Raw genomic sequence first — 17011 nt, forward strand, 5'->3', positions numbered from 1 at the left:
GTTACTAACAAAGCTTAAGGTAAATGCCAGCCCCAATTTATTCCCGGAAATAAGTAATAATTTAAAATTTAAAAAAATCAGATCACCGAAATAAAGGCAACCCATTTACCTGGTTTACGCTAAAGAAGCAGGTTAAAACACGTACTTTATGCCCCCAAAAGCTGGTTTGGTAAACTTATTTTTTAAATTATTTTTATTTCAGGTACTGGTAATTCGTTTAGCCGCAGCGCAGGGCCAGGAAATGGCTCTGGCTTCGCCGGTAAATGCAGCGCCTTCGCCGCGGCCCGACCGGATTATTTTGAGCTGGGTAGCCGATCCTACCACTTCTTTTACGGCTACCTGGCGCACCGATAATTCAATAAAAACCCCTAAAGCCGAAGTAGCCATAGCCGATGCCTCGCCATTTTTTACCCAACAAGCCCAGGAAGTAAAAGCCAAAACCGAATCCCTTAAAACCGAAAACGGCGCCGCTCTGTACCACCACGTTACTTTCCAGAACTTAAAGCCCAACACGTTATACGCTTACCGCGTGGGCGATGGCACCTACTGGAGCGAGTGGTACCAGGTTAAAACTGCCAATAACCAACCCGAGCCTTTTTCATTTATTTACCTGGGCGATGCGCAAAACGATTTGTTTTCGCTGTGGTCGCGTACCATCCGGGCCGCTTATGCCACCGCGCCACAGGCTAAATTCATGATTCACGCCGGCGATTTAATTAACCACGCCGAAGCCGACGCGGAATGGCAAGAATGGTTTAGCGCCGGCAGTTTTATTCACGCCACCATACCCAGTTTACCTACGCCGGGCAACCACGAATATACCCGCACCGTGGGCATTCCTACGCTTACCCGGTTGTGGCAACCGCATTTTACGTTGCCCGCCAACGGCATTAAAGATTTGCAAGACACCAATTATTACGTAGACTACCAGAACATTCGGATTATTGCGCTTAACTCCATGATGCACGTACCCGCGCAAGCCGATTGGTTGGAGAAAATTTTAAAAAATAATCCGCAGCAATGGACCTTTGTTTTTTTTCATTACCCGGTATTTTCAACGTCGGGCCGCAACGAAATTGGAAATTTAGCGAAGCACTGGAAACCAATTTTTGATAAATATAAAGTAGATTTGGTGATGCAGGGCCACGAACATAATTACGCCCGGGGCACGAATCTGCCTTACGGTGTAAATTACAAAGACGATCAGACCGGCACGGTGTACGTGGTATCGGTAAGCGGTCCTAAAATGTACGATATAAGTCCGGAAGAGTGGATGGCGCGAAAAGCCGAAAATACCCAGCTATATCAGGTTATCACCGTTGATCACGACCAGGTTCTCTATAAAGCCATTACCGTTACCGGCGAAGTATACGACCAATTTGAGCTACGGAAGCAACCAGGTCAACCGAATAAACTAACCAATTTTAAAAACAGCTTAAACCCGGAACGGCAGTTTAAAAACACTTTATCTAAACCCGAAAATTAAATGATCAGGATAGACGCGCACCAGCATTTCTGGCAATATTCACCCGCCACGCACGATTGGATAACTCCTGAAATGGCCGTTTTACAGCGCCATTATTTACCCGAAGATTTAGCGGGAAATTTAAAAAAAGCGGGTTTTACGGGCTGCGTAGCCGTGCAAGCGGCCCAAACCGAAGCCGAAACAGAATTTTTGTTAAATCTGGCAGTGGAATATTTTTTTATCAAAGGCGTAGTGGGTTGGGTAGATTTACGTGCCGACGATGCCAGGGAAAGATTAGCTTACTTTGCGCAGAATCCTTTGTTTAAAGGCGTACGCCACGTAGTGCAGGACGAGCCCGATAATTTATTCCTGATTCAGCCGGCTTTTTTGCGGGGCATCGCCTTGTTACAGCCGCTGGGCTTAACCTACGATATTTTGATATTCCCGCGGCATTTGCCGGTAGCTACCCAATTTGTAGTGCAGTTTCCGGAACAAAAGTTTGTGTTGGACCATTTGGCTAAGCCGTTCATCAAAAAAGGCGAGCTGCAACCGTGGGCCGAAAATTTAAAAAAACTGGCCAGCTATCCGAACGTCAGCGCTAAATTATCGGGCTTGGTTACCGAAGCCGATTGGGCCAACTGGCAACCGCAGGATTTAAGTCCTTACTTAGATATTGCCCTGGAAGCATTTGGCCCCGAAAGGCTGATGATTGGCTCCGACTGGCCCGTTTGCCGTCTGGCCGGGGAGTACGAAGCGGTGATGCAGGTAGTCGTGGATTTCGTTACGGCTCTTTCGCCGGATGAGCAAGCGGCTATACTGGGCAACAATGCCGTACAATTTTATAATTTAAAAATGTAGTTTAGCGTTCCGAAACTAACGTACCTTTATTTTTTAAAATTTTTGCTTTTTCACCCGTGGGTGAGCCAGCTTTTTACCTGTTACTTTAGCTTTTTCTTTGTGAGATACTCTGCCTGTTTTTCGAATAAACTAAACTGCAACCTGCTTTCTTCTTTTGTTATCCTGCTGAGTTTAGGGCTGGCAACGGCTTGTAACAACGACAAAAAAGAGACTACGGAGTCCAACACCACCACCCAGGCTCCGCCGCCGGTGGTAAGCCCGATTACCATGAATTACGAAGTGGTAAACACTTTCCCGCACGATACCACCGCTTTTACCGAAGGCTTGCTGCTGCACCAGGGCCAGTTATTCGAAAGTACCGGCTCCCCCACCGAAATGCCCCAAACCCGCTCCCTTATCGGCATTGTAGATTTAAAAACCGGTAAAATCGACGAAAAAATTGAGCTGGACAGAAACAAATACTTTGGCGAAGGCATGGTAATTTTAAACGATAAAATTTACCAGTTAACTTATACCACTAAGGTAGGCTTTGTGTACGATGCCAAAACTTTTAAAAAATTACAGGAATTTACCTTCCCGAGCCAGGAAGGCTGGGGCCTGACCACCGACGGCACGCATTTAATTATGAGCGACGGCACCAGCCAGCTCACGTACCTGGACCCGAATACGTTTAAAACCGTTAAAACCTTACAGGTAAAATACAACTACGACCCACTCGTAAACCTGAACGAACTGGAGTACATTAAAGGGGTGATTTACGCTAATATTTACACCACCAACAGCATTGTGCGTATAGACGAAGCTACCGGCCAGGCCACCGGTATTCTGGATTTAAGCGCCTTAACCAACCAGGTAAAAAGCAAGTACCCTAACGCCCTGGAGCTAAACGGCATCGCTTTTAACCCAACTTCCGGCACTATTTACGTAACCGGTAAACTCTGGCCCAACATTTTTGAGCTGAGAATTAAGGCTTAAGAAACAAATTGCCTCTGTTAATTTAGAGTTTATCATTGTTCGTAAGGTACTATTTACATTTAATAGGAGTAATGATTTACAGGCAAATTAAACCGCATCCAGCTTTATCGGCCTACATTGATAGTTATTGGACCTTAGATTGTGAGGACAATAAACCGGAATGCGAGCGGATCTTTCCGGATGGATGCTGCGGCCTTGTTATCAACTTGGGAGAAAAGTGCACTACCGACAATGGGCTAGTAATCCTTCATGCAGGAAAACCCTATTTAGTTGGCCCCATGACTACCTTTAAAGAAACCAGTATACCACCGGGTGGCCGTTTGATTGGTGTTTGCTTTAATCCTGCTGCGTTTTCACAGTTTTATTATCAATTTCCGCTATCCGAGGTTATTGATAAAACAGTAGATTTCGATCTGATACCAGAACGAACTATGCAGAAGCTAATGCAAAATACTGTTTCTTCGCTAAATGAGTACTTCGGCAATAGACTTACTTCTGAGAAACACAACCTAATACCCATCATAAAAGATATTCAATTAGCGAAAGGCCAGATTAGTATTGACCAATTGGCGAGAAGAAATTTTATGACTTGCAGGCAATTAGAAAGAAGTTTTAAGAAACATATTGGCCTAAGCCCGAAAGAGTTTACCAAAATTACTCGCTTTCAAACCGCTTTTTTAAAAATTAAAAATAATTACCAGCACAAAAGTTTACTGGATATTGCCTTTGATTGCGGGTATTACGACCATGCACATTTAACTAATGAGATAAAACAATATACCGGACTTACGCCTTCTGCTATTTAATTTTGTCGTTTTTTTCCAAAGCCTAATCTATCCCAAGTTCCTAAATTTGTGGACATTTAAAATGATAAAGTAGTTATGCGCAAAGTAATTTTGGATTTAGCCACCACCCTGGATGGCTACATTGAAGGGAGTAACGGCGAAATTGATTGGTGTATCATGGACGATGATATGGAATTTGAAAATTTTTTAAATTCCATTGACACTATTTTCTACGGCCGGGTTAGTTACGATTTGTGGGGAAACTACCAGCCCGATTCTTCGGCCAGCCCTTCCGAAAAAGCAATCTGGCAAGCGGTTCATGCCAAAGAAAAATACGTATTTTCGAGCCATTTCCGGGATGATGCAAACGCCACTTTTATTACCTCCGACTTAGCGGAAAAAGTAGCCGAAATTAAAAACAGCACCGGAAAAGATATATGGTTGTACGGCGGTGCGCAACTCATCACTACATTCAATAATCTGGGCCTGATTGACCTTTACCGGATTGCGGTACATCCCACGGTACTGGGTTCCGGTAAACCTTTATTTCAAAATTTAAAAAACCGGCTAAACCTAAAATTAGTCGATACCAAAGTTTTTCGATCTGGAGTAGTTCAACTGATTTACGAGCCTATTACAAGCTTTTAATTACCACTCAAACATACATCCGCAGTAACTTAAGTATTACGGGTTCTTCCGGAGGAAACTATTTAGCTACGTAGCCAAATAGTTTCCTCCGGAAGAACCGAATAAAATTATGTAATTTATCAGGTTACTCTGTAAATAAACTTACTTATAATCTGGGGCAACATCTTAAAAAAACGACTAATTTCGAGCTACTATATCTACAAAAGCTCCTGGGCTTGTAACTCTTCCCGTAAAGCTTCCGGGGAAGTAAACGCAATGGAGGTAATGCCTAAAGCTTCGGCGGCGCGTACGTTGCGCAGGTTATCGTCGATAAAAATAGATTCTTCGGGTTTAACATCGTAGCGGTTCAGCAAAGTTTGGTAGAAAGAAGCAAAAGGTTTGCGGTCTTTTTCAGTGCCCGATACCACCACCCCATCAAACCAACCCAAGAAATCAAATTGTTGCAGCGCTATCGGAAACGTTTCGGCGGACCAGTTGGTAAGCGCGTAGAACTTATATTTTCCGGTTTCTTTTAATTCTTTAAAAATATCAACGGTACCGGCAATGGCACCGCCCAGCATCTCGGGCCAACGCTCATAGTAAGCCCGGATATTTGCCTCGTGTTTCGGGTGTTTAGCCAGTAAGTAATCCGTGGCTTCTTGTATGGTTCGGCCGCCGTCCTGTTCTTCGTTCCAATCCGGGGTACACACATTTGCCAGGAAATGCCGCATTTCCGTTTCATCAGTAAACAATTTCCGGTACAAATACTCCGGATTCCAGTCGATGAGCACGCCGCCCAAATCAAAGATGATGGTTTGTATCATGTAGTGTAGTTTAATTAGTTCTATAAATCAGGAGCGGTTTTGCCAAGTATAAAATTTATTTTTCAAGATATGCCTAAAACAATTCAATACTTACTTCTGCAAACTGTTTTTTTAAATTTTAATCATATTAACCATTCCCCTTTTATTCCAATACATCCTTAAGCCAGGTTTTGCAGTATGATTACTCATGACCTTAACGCAAAAAACATACGCGGTAAACAACGTGCAATTGCAGGTAACTACGGCCGGCGAAGCGCACCATCCTGTTATTTTATTTTTACACGGGTTTCCGGAAATGGGCTTATCCTGGCGCCAGCAGCTTTTGTTTTTCGCGGAGCAAGGATTTTACGCCATCGCGCCCGACCAGCGGGGCTACAACCGCAGCAGCAAACCCAGCAAAGTAAAAGACTATACGCTCCCGCACCTAACCGCCGACATAGCCGCTTTAATCCAACAACTAACTCCCGGGCAAGTTTACCTGGCGGGTCATGATTGGGGCGGAGCCGTAGTCTGGTCCTTGGCGCTCCACTATCCCGAACTTATTCATAAATTAATAATTCTGAACATGCCGCACCCGGTGGTGTTGCAGCAACAATTAAAAAAGAGTGGCAAGCAACGTCTCCGTAGTTGGTACGCCGGCTTTTTTCAGGTGCCTGTTTTACCGGAGTTGCTGTGCCGGGCGTTTAATTTTAAAATTTTAGAAAGTTCGGTGGTTAAAACGGCTTTGCCCCGTACCTTCTCGCGCCAAACAATTGCCTTGTATAAAAAAGCCTGGCAGCAACCCGGCGCCTTGCGGGCCATGATTAACTGGTACCGGGCTTATAAATACGACCCGCTCACCAACAAAGAAAAGATAACCGTTCCTACTTTGCTGCTCTGGGGCAAGAAAGATAAGTTTTTAAGCTCTGAAATGGCCCAGCCCAGTATCAACCAATGTAACCAAGGCCGCTTAGAATTTCTGGATAACGCTACGCACTGGCTTCACCACGAGCAGCCCAGTTTGGTTAATAATTTAATTTTGGACTTTGTTAAAACAGAATCACCTTCCTGATTAACCCCGCAAGGTTAAAAGGAAGGTGATTCTGTTTTTTTAAATTTTATGATTTGCACAAGCCGTTTGTGAAGACACAAACGGCGGCATGAGACGGTACGATCGCCCTTAGCTGTTGCCGCTGGTTGTGTCTTCACAAACAACTTTATAAACTGTGCGTTGATCCTGGTTTTTTAAATTTTAGAATTTCCAGCGCACAAAAGCTTCCATGGCTTCGTAATCCGCGAGGCCTAATTTATCGTAAATTTTGGCAGTTTCGCGGTTACGCTCCGCAGCGCGTACCCAGAACTCGCGGGCATCGTCGCCGGGGAATACCGGCCGGTCTTTTTGTGATTGGTGCTTGAAAATAGCGTTGCGTTTGCGTTCCACTTCCTGCGGTGACAACGGTACAGCCATTTCAATTTCGTGGGTTTCAAATTCATGCCAGGCACCGCGGTACATCCACAACCAGCAGTCCTTGGTCCATTCTTCGGTTTTTTGCAAGCGACTCATTGCTTCCAGAATAATCCGGAAACAAACAATGTGTGTACCGTGCGGATCGGCAAAATCGCCGGCGGCAAAAATCTGGTGCGGCTTTACTTTCTGCAACAAATCCATAGTTAACTCAATGTCGCGGTCGGTAACCGGATTTTTGCTGGTTTTACCGGTTTCGTAGAACGGCAAGGCCATAAAGTGAATGTGATCGTCGGCTAAGCCAGCGTAACGCGCACCCGAAATAGCTTCGGTTTTGCGGATAAAGCCTTTCACGTCGCGGATTTCGCGGGTATCAACCTGGTTGGGTTGTTTTTGGGCAAAAAACTGCCGCATGTCGTCGTAAATCGATTTCAAGTGGCTGTTGTCTTCGCCGATGCTGGCATTAAAGTCAATGGCAAATTCCATGTAGCGCAAAACGTCATCGTCCCACACGGCGGTATTTCCCGATGTTTGGTAAGCCACATGCACGTCGTGCTTTTGGTCCACTAACCGGATAAAAGTACCACCCATCGAAATTACGTCATCGTCGGGGTGCGGCGAGAAAATAATGACGCGTTTTTTTGCCGGGTTGGCCCGCTCTGGCCGCTGCGAATCATCGGAATCTGGTTTACCACCTGGCCAGCCGGTAATGGTGTGCTGTATTTTATTGAAAACGTGAATGTTAATGTTATAAGCCGGGCCTTTTTCTACGGCCAGTTGGGCCATGCCGTGATTATTATAATCTTCTTCGGTTAGTTTTAAAATCGGTTTGTTTAACAACCGTGATAACCAGATAACCGCTTTTTTGGTGAGTTGCTCGTCCCAAACGCAATCTTTTACCTGCCACGGCGTATCGAAACGGGTTAATTCGGCGGCGGCATCTTCGTCCAGCACAAATTCTACGTTATCTGATAATTGCAAATAAGTAGCTGGTACTTCGCTGGACATTTCGCCTTCTACCGCTTTTTTAATAATTGGGGCTTTTTTGCGGTTCCAGGCCATCAAGATAATTTCGCGGGCTTTAAAAATAGTACCGATACCCATGGTAATGGCTTTAGTCGGCACATTTTCTTTCCCACCGAAATCGCGGGAAGCATCGCGGCGGGTTAGGTCGTCGAGGGTTACCAGGCGGGTACCGGAGTTAGGTGCCGAGCCGGGTTCGTTAAACCCAATGTGACCAGTACGGCCAATACCCAGGATTTGCAGATCCAAACCACCCAGTTCTTCTATTTTGCGCTCGTATTCCAAACAGAAAGCCGGAATTTCTTCCAAAGGCAAGGTACCATCCGGAATGTTAATGTTTTCCCGCGGAATATCGATGTGGTCGAATAAGTTTTCGTTCATGAAAGTCACGTAGCTTTGCGGCGCGGTGGGTTTCATGGGATAATACTCATCCAGGTTAAATGTAATTACATTCTGAAAGCTTAAGCCTTCTTCGCGGTGCAGGCGAACCAATTCGGCGTACACGCCCACCGGCGTAGCACCGGTAGCCAGGCCCAACACGGTGGTTTCTCCGTTTTGCAGCTTCCGGCGGATAAGATCACAAATGCGGCGGGCTACTTGCTTGGAGGCAATGTCCTGATTGGGGTAAACCGTAACGGGTAGCTTTTCAAAACGGGTTTCTTCGAGTAAGTTTAAGCGGATCATAGTTAAACCGTATAAAGTAGTTTTAAAGTTTATGTTCTAATAGCTACACGTAATTATTCGTATAACCTGGTTTTAATGCTGATGTTTTTAGCTGTTTCTGTCTGTAACTTAAGTTTTAAATTTGAGAAAGAAGCAGTTCATTAATTTTTTAAATATTTTCCATTACCAGGGCCAGCGACCCCAGAATCATGTTATTTTCACCTAAATCAGATAAGGCAATACTCGTTTTTTCGCGTAACTGCGCCATGCAATACGTGTTTAAAGATTGTTGTACCGGCGTGGTAATAAATTGCTTGGCTTCGGCAATGGTACCGCTCAATATAATTAATTCCGGGTTAAACAACTGAATCAGAACGGCTAAGCCTTTCCCTAAATTAATACCAATTTCCGATAAAATAGAAATAGCAAACTGGTCGCCGCGGTTAGCGGCATCAATAATGGCGCGGGGCTCCAGTTGCTCTAATTCCTGCTTCGGCAAAGCGCTTAACATAGAGATTGCGCCGGCTTTTATACCTTCTTTCGCCATGCGCACCAAGGCCATCCCCGAAGCAATGGTTTCTAAACAACCCCGTTTGCCGCATTGGCACAACAAACCGTCTTCCACCATGGGTATGTGCCCAAACTCGCCGGCAAAGCCCGAGGTACCGCTGCGCAGTTTCCCATCCAGAATCATCCCGAAGCCAATGCCCCAGTTCATCCAGATTACTAACACGTCTTTTTTGCCGTGGGCCAGCCCAAAACGGTGTTCCGCCAGACTAATGGTTTTCACGTCGTTTTGAATAAATACTGGTTTTTGAAATTTCTTCTCCAGCACTTCTTGCAACGACTCTGATTTATCCGGATTTAATAAATAGGTATAGTTATTTCCTTCTTTGGAAGCCACCAGACCCGGCATACTAATGCCAATACCAATAAGTTTATCGCGCTTAATGCCTGAGGATTGCAGCAATTCTTCGGCGAAGGTGTGCAGTTGCTCGATGGCGCTTAAGTCTTGAGTAATTTGCAGCGAATAAGTGCGGATACCGGTTAAATTCTGGTTATTGTTGTTAAAAACCGCCATCCGGATTTTGTGCTTTTCCATTTCGATACTCAGCACAAACAAGGAATTTTCCTGGAGACCGAATAAGTCTGGTTTGCGGCCACCAATGGATAAGCCGCGGCCTTGTTTTTCTACGATGCCGTCGGAAATTAATTCGTTGAGTAACGCGATGGAAGTAGGAGCACTAATCGAAAAATGCTCGCAAATAGCTGCGTTGGTCTTGGCACCTTTCAGGTACAAGTATTTGATAAGCTTTAGTTTTTGCAAATGCTTCTTCCGCTCTACGTGGTTAAGCGTTTGTAAGAAGGCATCTTCCAAAAACATGGCAGTCATAAGATTAGCTTATTTGACGCTGCAAAGTATTTAAATTATTCGGTTAATCAAAAATACTTTCATAAAATTTTTACTAAAGTCATCTCTTATTACAAAAAATTTAATATTCCGTAATACGATTACTTTATATAAACCGCATCAATGAAAATTTTAAAAATTGCAAGCCCTCAACATTAACCTAGATTAGTTTTGCTTGAAGAAAGATGCTTTTGCAAGAGGCCTATGTTATCTGCTCACCCACAACCAGGGTTTCACCTTTATTTTAGGTTTGGTGTCTTGTATAAGAAACAGGGCAGCTTGTTTTTTTATAGAGTAGCCGTAATTTGGCATTTAATTTACGAAAGACATTGGCTGGTAACCGACTGGCTTTGTACTCTTTCTGTTTTATTGCGGAAACGCAAAAATTTTAAAATTTTAATTACTCACTAACCGAACTATGAAAAGAACGCTTTTTTTATTTAACATTTTACTGTTTTGCTACCTTACCGCTTTTTCCCAAAAGCCGGGCAGTAAAGAAATTATATACGCGGGCACTTTCACCAACAAAGGCAGTAAAGGCCTTTATATCTTAAATTTCGACCGGGCACAGGGAAAGTTAACCGAAATCGCCACGGTAGCGGGCGGCCAAAGCCCCAATTACTTAGATTTGCACCCCAATGGCAAATACCTCTACGCGGTTTACAACGAGGGGGCTATCCCTGCGCCTAACCAGGAAGGCAGCGTAATGGCTTACCAGATTAATCCGCAAACGGGTTTGTTAACAAAATTAAACGAGCAAACAACAGGCGGTCGGGGTCCGGCACACATTGCTGTAGATCCTAAAGGCCGGTTTGTTTATATTTCGAATTATGGTGCCGGTAATTTAAGCGTATATCCAATAAAGCCGGATGGCAGTTTGGGGCAACTGGCCGATCTAAAACAACACGAAGGGTTTAGCATTAACCCGAACCGGCAAAAAGAGCCTCACGTGCACCAGGCAGTACCTTCTGCCGATGGTAAGTTTATTTACGTTTCCGATTTAGGCATCGATAAAATTATGATTTACGCGGTTGACGCGAAAACCGGTAAACTAAGTCCGGCCCCTACTCCTTTTGCTCAAACTAAACCGGGTTCCGGTCCGCGGCATTTAGTTATTCACCCGAACGGTAATTTTGCTTATTCGGCAGCCGAGCTCAACAATACCGTAGCGGCCTATAAAGTAAACAAAGCCACGGGGGCTTTAACCGCTTTAGAAAGCATCAGTATGTTACCCCAGGATTTTACCGGCACCAGTTCGGCCGCCGACATTCATTTTTCGCCGGATGGTAAGTTTCTGTACGCTTCGAACCGCGGCCACGACAGCCTGGTTATTTACGCCGTAGACGCTAAAACTGGCAAACTCACTTTAGTGGGCTTTGAACCTACCCGGGGCAAACACCCCCGCAATTTTTTCGTGGATAAAAAAGGCGATTATTTATTTGTAGCCAACCGCGACGATAACAACGTAGTTGTTTTTAAACGCGATCTTAAAACGGGCAAACTGACTTATTCGGGTGTAGAAGCTCAAATACCTACGGTGGTGTGTGTGCAGCAGTTATTTTTAAAGTAATTTTTATGGTAGCATGGTAGCAGTGGTTGCTTGTGAGCTTTTGTTCGCATAGCAATTGCTGTTTCGACTTGCTTATTGGGTTATTTTATTAGTAGAATCTTTGTTTTTTCTGTCTGGCTATAAATACTCTTCCGCCTACGGCACCTTCCCTAAAAACAGCGAAGGAGATGCGGTTATTTTGGAATAGTAATTCTGGTATACACGATAAAGCCTGATGCTAAAAACTTGATGAACAATAGGACAGTTTAGCGTCATTCTTTGCTCTTGGTTAGAACTATCTGTTGCATTTCTGGCAAGTAAAATTTTAAAAATTTAAAATTTGATACCCTCGCCGGTGTGTGCGTTCCGCTCGTGTCTAAAATGTAGTATGCCCTTGTCCCGGCAAACCGATAAACTTAAATTAAAGATAATCAGCAACAGGTTCCTACCGGCCAGAGGCCGGACGATAAGCATCACGAGTGTGGACGCTCGCGACAGGAATAACCGTAACAGTTTCCTTCAAAAGGGATTGAAAGATAATATCTATAGGCTGTGGCTTTAAAGAAAAGCTTCTAAAGTGTACCGATAGATTTTAGTTGCTTGTATTTTCAGCACTCAAATGTTTGATAATCGCAATAATATCTTCTTCGCCTAAGCTGGGTTCGGCTTGCTCAAAGGTAGCTTGCACTACTTCGGCCAGGGGAGTGTGGGAGCCTTCCTGCTGGGCCAGGCGCAGGTCTTTCGCTATGTGCTTTAAGGCAAAAGCCGGTTGAAAATTGTTCGCCAGGATGGCTTCTCCTTTTAATTTGGTAAAAATATTTCCTAAGGCGCTGTTGCCAATTAAGGTTAATAAATCCTGCGGTTGAATGCCGCGTTGTTGCGCAAAAATTACGGCTTCGGCCAGGCCTTGGGCGTAAAATCCGAGTAAGGTATTTATGGCCAGTTTGGCCGTATTGCCCGCCCCGGTATTTCCTACCCGCAAAGTTAGTTTGCCAAGTTGGTCCAGAATAGGTTTAACCTGGTTAAAAACAGCTTCTTCACCGCCCACCATAATTACCAATTGGCCTTCTTCGGCCTGCTTTACGCTGCCAGACACGGGAGCATCGAGGTAATGATGTTGCTGTTGCTGGCACAGATTAGCCATTTCTTGGCTAACACCCGGCGAAACCGTGCTCATGTTAATAATTATTTTTCCGGTAGCTTGTGCCTGAAGCAAACCTTGTTCGTTGGTAAAAATTTCGCGGGTAGCAGCATCGTCGGATACCATCAGGAAAATTACCGTGGCTTGCTGCATCAGTTGAGCCGGCGATTCGGCAGAGCTTACTCCCGAGGAACGCAAAGCGGCTTCTTTTTCTTTGCTCCGGTTGTATACGGTTACGGAATAACCCGCATCAACTAATTTCCGGGCCATCGGGGTACCCATTTTTCCTAAGCCAATCCAGCCTATATTTTTCAAGTCCATTTTTTAAATTTTTACGATTACACGCTTGGGTTTAAAAGCTAATGCTTGTGCGGTAAAGCTTTACAGGTGTCATTCGTAATAATAGCTAGATGGGTTTTAACAAGCATCAAATAAATGCAGGATATCTGCTAGTAAACAAGTGGCCGGTAAACACAATAAGATAAAAAGATTTGGATCAGAACTTTAAAAACGGATTAATCTTGGTTCTTAAAAACTACTTTAGCAAGTATTTTCTAATTTATCTTTTAAGGATTAATAAGTTAAACGACCCGGAAGCTACTAGCTATTGAACAAAAAATAATTCTGGCTGCGCTATCCATATGGTGCCCCTTACTTATTGGTTCATATTATTAGCGAACGTGCCCGATGCAGGTGGCACCATTTGAGTTGCTAGCCCATCCAGCAGCAATGTTATCATCCACATCTATGTAATTGACTGCGTACTGGTTGGCGATATCGGTACGTTGAGTAGTTAAGTAGATGGTAATAGAAGATGTTTCCGGATTGAGCAGCCCGTTATGGTGGGTGTACCAGGTGCTTATTTGCTCATCGGGAGTAGAATTATAAAGCGTTGGTGCTACTTCGGTGGGGGTTTCAAAGTTGATTCCGGGTTCGGAGATATTTCCATCCGGGTTGCAGCGGCTAATACTACATATTACTAAACCACTTAACAGCAACGCAGAAAACATTTTTTTTAAATTTTTCATTTTTTAAGAAAGGCAAAAGGTTAGGCAGGATAGTTTTAAGAGTAGGAAATAGTTTTGCAAGAAAGCCGGGCAACCGCTATGGTGATTTTTTATTTGGTTGCCCGTTTTTTTAATTTTTTACTTTCTGGATGGATTAATCTTCGTAGTACACGCTTTTTAAAGCATTGGCCGTAAACGTGTTGCTGGTTTCGGCGTCGGCGTTCAGGGTTGCGTCTTGGCCGTACACATGAATGCCGTAGCCGCCACTGTGGCTGATGCTGGATTGGGTAATGGTTAAATTAGCGGCATCGGTACCAAAAAGCGCAATGCTTGATTTTACTCCGCTGAGTAAGCTGTTGGCACCGGCATAACTAATTTGCACTTGTTTCATTACGTTAGCCGGGTTGTGGGTATAGAAAAGAATGCCGTTCCAAGAAGCTCCGGTTTTAATAACTCCGGTAAACGTAATCTTCTTTTCGGGAGTACCCACGGCATTTAGGTAACCATCTTCTACGTCGATCATCTGGTTTTCAACTACTTCAATGGTAATGCCGGGGCTCAACTTCCAGCCGGTTTGGGCAGTAACCCGGCCCAGGAAACGATAAGGGGTTTTATCGGTAAAGGCGGGCCATACTACTTCGCCGGTGCCGGTAATCGACGAGCTGGTTACTTCAATAATATCGCGGCCATTGTTGCCGGTGAAAGCAGTTGCCCCATCTAATTTCGGGATGTTTTGCACGGCGGTTAAAAGCGGCGCTTCCAGGTTATCTTTAAAGGTATTAGCGGCGAAAGAATTTAAAATGCTGTGCTCGGCGAGGTGCAAACCATAACCACCACTTTGCATGATAAGCGTATTTTTTACCGCTACTTTGGCTTCTTTAAACACCGATAAAGCGGCTTTTTGATTGAACAAAGTAGGATAGCTGCCCGCGTATTTAATTTCGGTGTGGGAGAATTCGTTGGCCTGGCTGTTCGAAAAAACCGTAATGCCTTTCCAGAACCCGCGGTGGGCACCTTCGCCGGTGAAAACAATTTTATTGGTGGGCTCGCCTTTGGCAATTAAAATACCGCCGGCTTCTTCTACGCTTAAACCGGTGTTTTCGGCAAAGGCAATTACTACGCCGGGTTTAATAGTCAACTCGGCCATTACCCGCACATCTTGTTTCACGAAGTAGTCGGCTACCTGCGGATCGGTGTTGCGGTCTTCCAACACGGTTTTAACTTTAATGTCTTCCAAAACTATTGCTTCGGTGTTGGGCTTATTAGGGGTAGGTTGGGCTGCTTCGTCGTCTTCTTTACAAGAGCTCAGTAATAAGGCAATAGGTAATACGTACCAGGATAATTTTTTAAAATTTTTCATTTTTAAGGTTAGGATAGATAAGGTTTATTTAAGACTGGTTTATGATTCTGGATAAGCTATTCGTTTCATCGTCAGGACAAAGGTGCGGCAAGAGGCCGGCATTAATCTTGGTAAAAGCCAAGATTTACTTCGGGTGTTTTTTAAAAGAGAATTTGCAAAAGGCTTTATTTCAGATAAATAAGATTGGATTTAAAAGCGCACATATTGTTGTTGCAATTGCGCCGCAATGCCTTTTTTCACCGCCCGCCGGGCTAAAATTTTAAAAAAAGCGCCTAAAACCGACAACAATCCAGGCAACCGGGTTTCGCCCAATGAAAGAACGTAAGCCAGGTTTAACAAGCCTTTGGGCATGCCTTTGGCGTTGGTTTTACCATCGCGGGCTAAGCCGTAATTAATCTGGAGCAATTGTTCAAACCCGGGGTTACCTGGCTCAATGCGGCACAAAAAACGACAAGGCTCCGGGCTTTGGTTAAAAAAGCGGTGCAAGGTATTGGCTTCAGCTACTGCGGATTGGCCGGATTGTAAGCGTACCACGTCTTTCTGGCATTGAATGCTGAGTTCGCCGGCTACGCACGCAAATGTTTCGCGGTAGCTGTTGTGGTAGTGCAGCGGCACGCCGCCGCCGGGTGCTAATTTTACTTCTACCAAGGTGTAAGCGCCCCTGGTTTCGGCCGAGGTTTTTAAAAAAGTAACTTCGTCTTTAATTAAAGGATTGGTAATGGTTCGGGTTAAAGTTTGCATGGGATTGATTCTGCTGGGGCTAATTGTTAATTATTTTTTTACCGTGTTATTTTTGTTTATTTTTAAGCAAAACTAACTGGTACAGAAGCACTAGCGGGAACGCAAAAAGGATTAAGACCTACGCAAAAAGGATTATGGCTTTTATTATTAATCAAAGCGATGTTTTCGACTTTGAGGTATTGACTCCTCTGACAAAAAAAGATTTACCTCTTGCCCCAAGCGCTTCGGGCACGCTGGATGTACATTATCATCATAAAAAAGCCGGAGCGGTGCAGGTAAAGTCGGTGGTGTTGCCGCACATGCATATCATGCACATGGCCTGGAACACGGGCAGCGAAAACGTAGTATTATGCGATAGTACGCCTGCCGATAATATTAATGTTTGCTTTGTGCTGGGCGGGCACATGCATTCTTCATTCCAGGGTATTACACACGATTTAGACATGCAGCCCTGGCGCCATAATTTGCTGTATATTCCGGAGGCGGGTAATACCAACCAGATTAAAGCCAACCAAAACCTGTCGCTGCTGCACATTACCGTCCAGAAAGATTATTTTATGGCAACGGTGGGGCAGGAAGATGCCTGGAGCGAACAAGCCATTACGAACCTGGAAAGACACCGGCCTTTTACGGGCCTGGCGGCTCCCTTAATGGCTACGCCCTACATGCAGCAAATCGTTCAGGCAATAAACACTAGTCCCGAAACCGGGGCCATGCGCAATCTGCTACTGCAATCCAGAGTGTTAGAATTGTTGGCGCTGGAGATTGAACAATTTAAAATAACCGGTACCCCGGAACCCAGCGTACGCCCCGACGAAGCCGAGAAGTTGTATCAGTTAAAAGCTTACCTGGATTTGAATTACCTAACCGACCATAGCCTCACGCAACTTAGCCGTTTGTGCTTGTTAAATGAGTTTAAACTAAAGAAAGGCTTTAAGCTACTGTTTGGCAAAAGCGTGTTTAACTACCTAAAAGAGCTCCGGATGGAGCACGCCAGCCTGTTATTGCGCAACACGGCTACTTCCGTGGACGAAGTGGCATTTACTTTGGGCTACGAACACGGGCATCATTTTTCCGTGGCGTTTAAAAAGCATTTCGGCGTTAGCCCATCGCAACACCTCCGCAAGAAATTTTGAAA

The 17011-nt window shown here is 44.6% G+C and carries 15 protein-coding genes; 8 read left to right on the plus strand and 7 right to left on the minus strand.

The annotated features are described in order from the left end of the window. Positions 1-148: 148 nt before the first annotated feature. From HUW51_RS05290 to HUW51_RS05310, 5 genes are all read left to right on the plus strand, one after another. Complete coding sequence (locus HUW51_RS05290; RefSeq protein WP_185272949.1) at positions 149-1486, plus strand: purple acid phosphatase family protein; 1338 nt, start codon at positions 149-151, stop codon at positions 1484-1486. Next, positions 1487-2323: an amidohydrolase family protein gene (locus tag HUW51_RS05295; protein WP_317175617.1), complete on the plus strand. Its 837-nt coding sequence runs from the start codon at positions 1487-1489 to the stop codon at positions 2321-2323. Between the two features lie 99 nt (positions 2324-2422). Then, on the plus strand, positions 2423-3298 hold the full coding sequence (locus HUW51_RS05300) for a glutaminyl-peptide cyclotransferase (RefSeq protein WP_185272950.1): 876 nt from the start codon (positions 2423-2425) through the stop codon (positions 3296-3298). 71 nt (positions 3299-3369) lie between these two features. Then, on the plus strand, positions 3370-4104 hold the full coding sequence (locus HUW51_RS05305; protein ID WP_185272951.1) for a helix-turn-helix transcriptional regulator: 735 nt from the start codon (positions 3370-3372) through the stop codon (positions 4102-4104). Between the two features lie 75 nt (positions 4105-4179). After that, positions 4180-4731 (plus strand): dihydrofolate reductase family protein, encoded by a 552-nt coding sequence (locus HUW51_RS05310; protein WP_185272952.1) that lies wholly within the window; start codon positions 4180-4182, stop codon positions 4729-4731. 197 nt (positions 4732-4928) lie between these two features. Here HUW51_RS05310 and HUW51_RS05315 read toward each other — a convergent pair whose 3' ends face one another. Next, complete coding sequence (locus tag HUW51_RS05315) at positions 4929-5534, minus strand: HAD family hydrolase (protein ID WP_185272953.1); 606 nt, start codon at positions 5532-5534, stop codon at positions 4929-4931. A 187-nt stretch (positions 5535-5721) separates the two neighbouring features. Here HUW51_RS05315 and HUW51_RS05320 point away from each other — a divergent pair, with 187 nt between their 5' ends. Then, positions 5722-6585: an alpha/beta fold hydrolase gene (locus tag HUW51_RS05320; protein ID WP_185272954.1), complete on the plus strand. Its 864-nt coding sequence runs from the start codon at positions 5722-5724 to the stop codon at positions 6583-6585. A 180-nt stretch (positions 6586-6765) separates the two neighbouring features. On the opposite strand, the gene nagB is transcribed toward HUW51_RS05320, so the two are convergent. Together nagB and HUW51_RS05330 are read right to left on the minus strand one after the other, a co-directional pair. After that, positions 6766-8685, minus strand: coding sequence for a glucosamine-6-phosphate deaminase (gene nagB / locus HUW51_RS05325; protein ID WP_185272955.1), 1920 nt, complete (start codon positions 8683-8685; stop codon positions 6766-6768). Positions 8686-8833: 148 nt separating this feature from the next. Then, positions 8834-10057 (minus strand): ROK family transcriptional regulator, encoded by a 1224-nt coding sequence (locus HUW51_RS05330; protein ID WP_185272956.1) that lies wholly within the window; start codon positions 10055-10057, stop codon positions 8834-8836. A 436-nt stretch (positions 10058-10493) separates the two neighbouring features. On the opposite strand from HUW51_RS05330, the gene HUW51_RS05335 reads away from it, so the two are divergent. Further along, the gene (locus tag HUW51_RS05335; RefSeq protein WP_185272957.1) at positions 10494-11645 is read left to right on the plus strand and encodes a lactonase family protein; all 1152 of its coding nucleotides are present in this window, start codon (positions 10494-10496) and stop codon (positions 11643-11645) included. A gap of 571 nt (positions 11646-12216) precedes the next feature. On the opposite strand, the gene HUW51_RS05340 is transcribed toward HUW51_RS05335, so the two are convergent. The 4 genes from HUW51_RS05340 to HUW51_RS05355 all read right to left on the minus strand — a co-directional run bounded on the left by HUW51_RS05340 (position 12217) and on the right by HUW51_RS05355 (position 15873). Further along, positions 12217-13086: an NAD(P)-dependent oxidoreductase gene (locus HUW51_RS05340; RefSeq protein WP_185272958.1), complete on the minus strand. Its 870-nt coding sequence runs from the start codon at positions 13084-13086 to the stop codon at positions 12217-12219. Between the two features lie 350 nt (positions 13087-13436). Next, on the minus strand, positions 13437-13793 hold the full coding sequence (locus HUW51_RS05345) for a hypothetical protein (protein WP_185272959.1): 357 nt from the start codon (positions 13791-13793) through the stop codon (positions 13437-13439). A gap of 133 nt (positions 13794-13926) precedes the next feature. Continuing rightward, positions 13927-15132 (minus strand): hypothetical protein, encoded by a 1206-nt coding sequence (locus HUW51_RS05350; protein ID WP_185272960.1) that lies wholly within the window; start codon positions 15130-15132, stop codon positions 13927-13929. 189 nt (positions 15133-15321) lie between these two features. Further along, the gene (locus HUW51_RS05355; protein ID WP_185272961.1) at positions 15322-15873 is read right to left on the minus strand and encodes a cupin domain-containing protein; all 552 of its coding nucleotides are present in this window, start codon (positions 15871-15873) and stop codon (positions 15322-15324) included. Between the two features lie 134 nt (positions 15874-16007). Here HUW51_RS05355 and HUW51_RS05360 point away from each other — a divergent pair, with 134 nt between their 5' ends. Further along, complete coding sequence (locus HUW51_RS05360) at positions 16008-17009, plus strand: helix-turn-helix transcriptional regulator (RefSeq protein WP_185272962.1); 1002 nt, start codon at positions 16008-16010, stop codon at positions 17007-17009. The last annotated feature ends 2 nt before the right edge of the window (positions 17010-17011 follow it).

It is taken from the genome of Adhaeribacter swui (assembly GCF_014217805.1).
GTDB lineage: Bacteria > Bacteroidota > Bacteroidia > Cytophagales > Hymenobacteraceae > Adhaeribacter > Adhaeribacter swui.

What these genes read in the sequence shown, in the direction of transcription:
- HUW51_RS05290 (WP_185272949.1), top strand. Translation starts at nt 149, where the DNA reads ATGCCCCCAAAAGCTGGTTTGGTAAACTTATTTTTTAAATTATTTTTA.
- HUW51_RS05295 (WP_317175617.1), top strand. Translation starts at nt 1,487, where the DNA reads ATGATCAGGATAGACGCGCACCAGCATTTCTGGCAATATTCACCCGCC.
- HUW51_RS05305 (WP_185272951.1), top strand. Translation starts at nt 3,370, where the DNA reads ATGATTTACAGGCAAATTAAACCGCATCCAGCTTTATCGGCCTACATT.
- HUW51_RS05310 (WP_185272952.1), top strand. Translation starts at nt 4,180, where the DNA reads ATGCGCAAAGTAATTTTGGATTTAGCCACCACCCTGGATGGCTACATT.
- HUW51_RS05315 (WP_185272953.1), bottom strand. Translation starts at nt 5,534, where the DNA reads ATGATACAAACCATCATCTTTGATTTGGGCGGCGTGCTCATCGACTGG.
- HUW51_RS05320 (WP_185272954.1), top strand. Translation starts at nt 5,722, where the DNA reads ATGACCTTAACGCAAAAAACATACGCGGTAAACAACGTGCAATTGCAG.
- nagB (WP_185272955.1), bottom strand. Translation starts at nt 8,685, where the DNA reads ATGATCCGCTTAAACTTACTCGAAGAAACCCGTTTTGAAAAGCTACCC.
- HUW51_RS05330 (WP_185272956.1), bottom strand. Translation starts at nt 10,057, where the DNA reads ATGACTGCCATGTTTTTGGAAGATGCCTTCTTACAAACGCTTAACCAC.
- HUW51_RS05335 (WP_185272957.1), top strand. Translation starts at nt 10,494, where the DNA reads ATGAAAAGAACGCTTTTTTTATTTAACATTTTACTGTTTTGCTACCTT.
- HUW51_RS05340 (WP_185272958.1), bottom strand. Translation starts at nt 13,086, where the DNA reads ATGGACTTGAAAAATATAGGCTGGATTGGCTTAGGAAAAATGGGTACC.
- HUW51_RS05345 (WP_185272959.1), bottom strand. Translation starts at nt 13,793, where the DNA reads ATGAAAAATTTAAAAAAAATGTTTTCTGCGTTGCTGTTAAGTGGTTTA.
- HUW51_RS05350 (WP_185272960.1), bottom strand. Translation starts at nt 15,132, where the DNA reads ATGAAAAATTTTAAAAAATTATCCTGGTACGTATTACCTATTGCCTTA.
- HUW51_RS05355 (WP_185272961.1), bottom strand. Translation starts at nt 15,873, where the DNA reads ATGCAAACTTTAACCCGAACCATTACCAATCCTTTAATTAAAGACGAA.
- HUW51_RS05360 (WP_185272962.1), top strand. Translation starts at nt 16,008, where the DNA reads ATGGCTTTTATTATTAATCAAAGCGATGTTTTCGACTTTGAGGTATTG.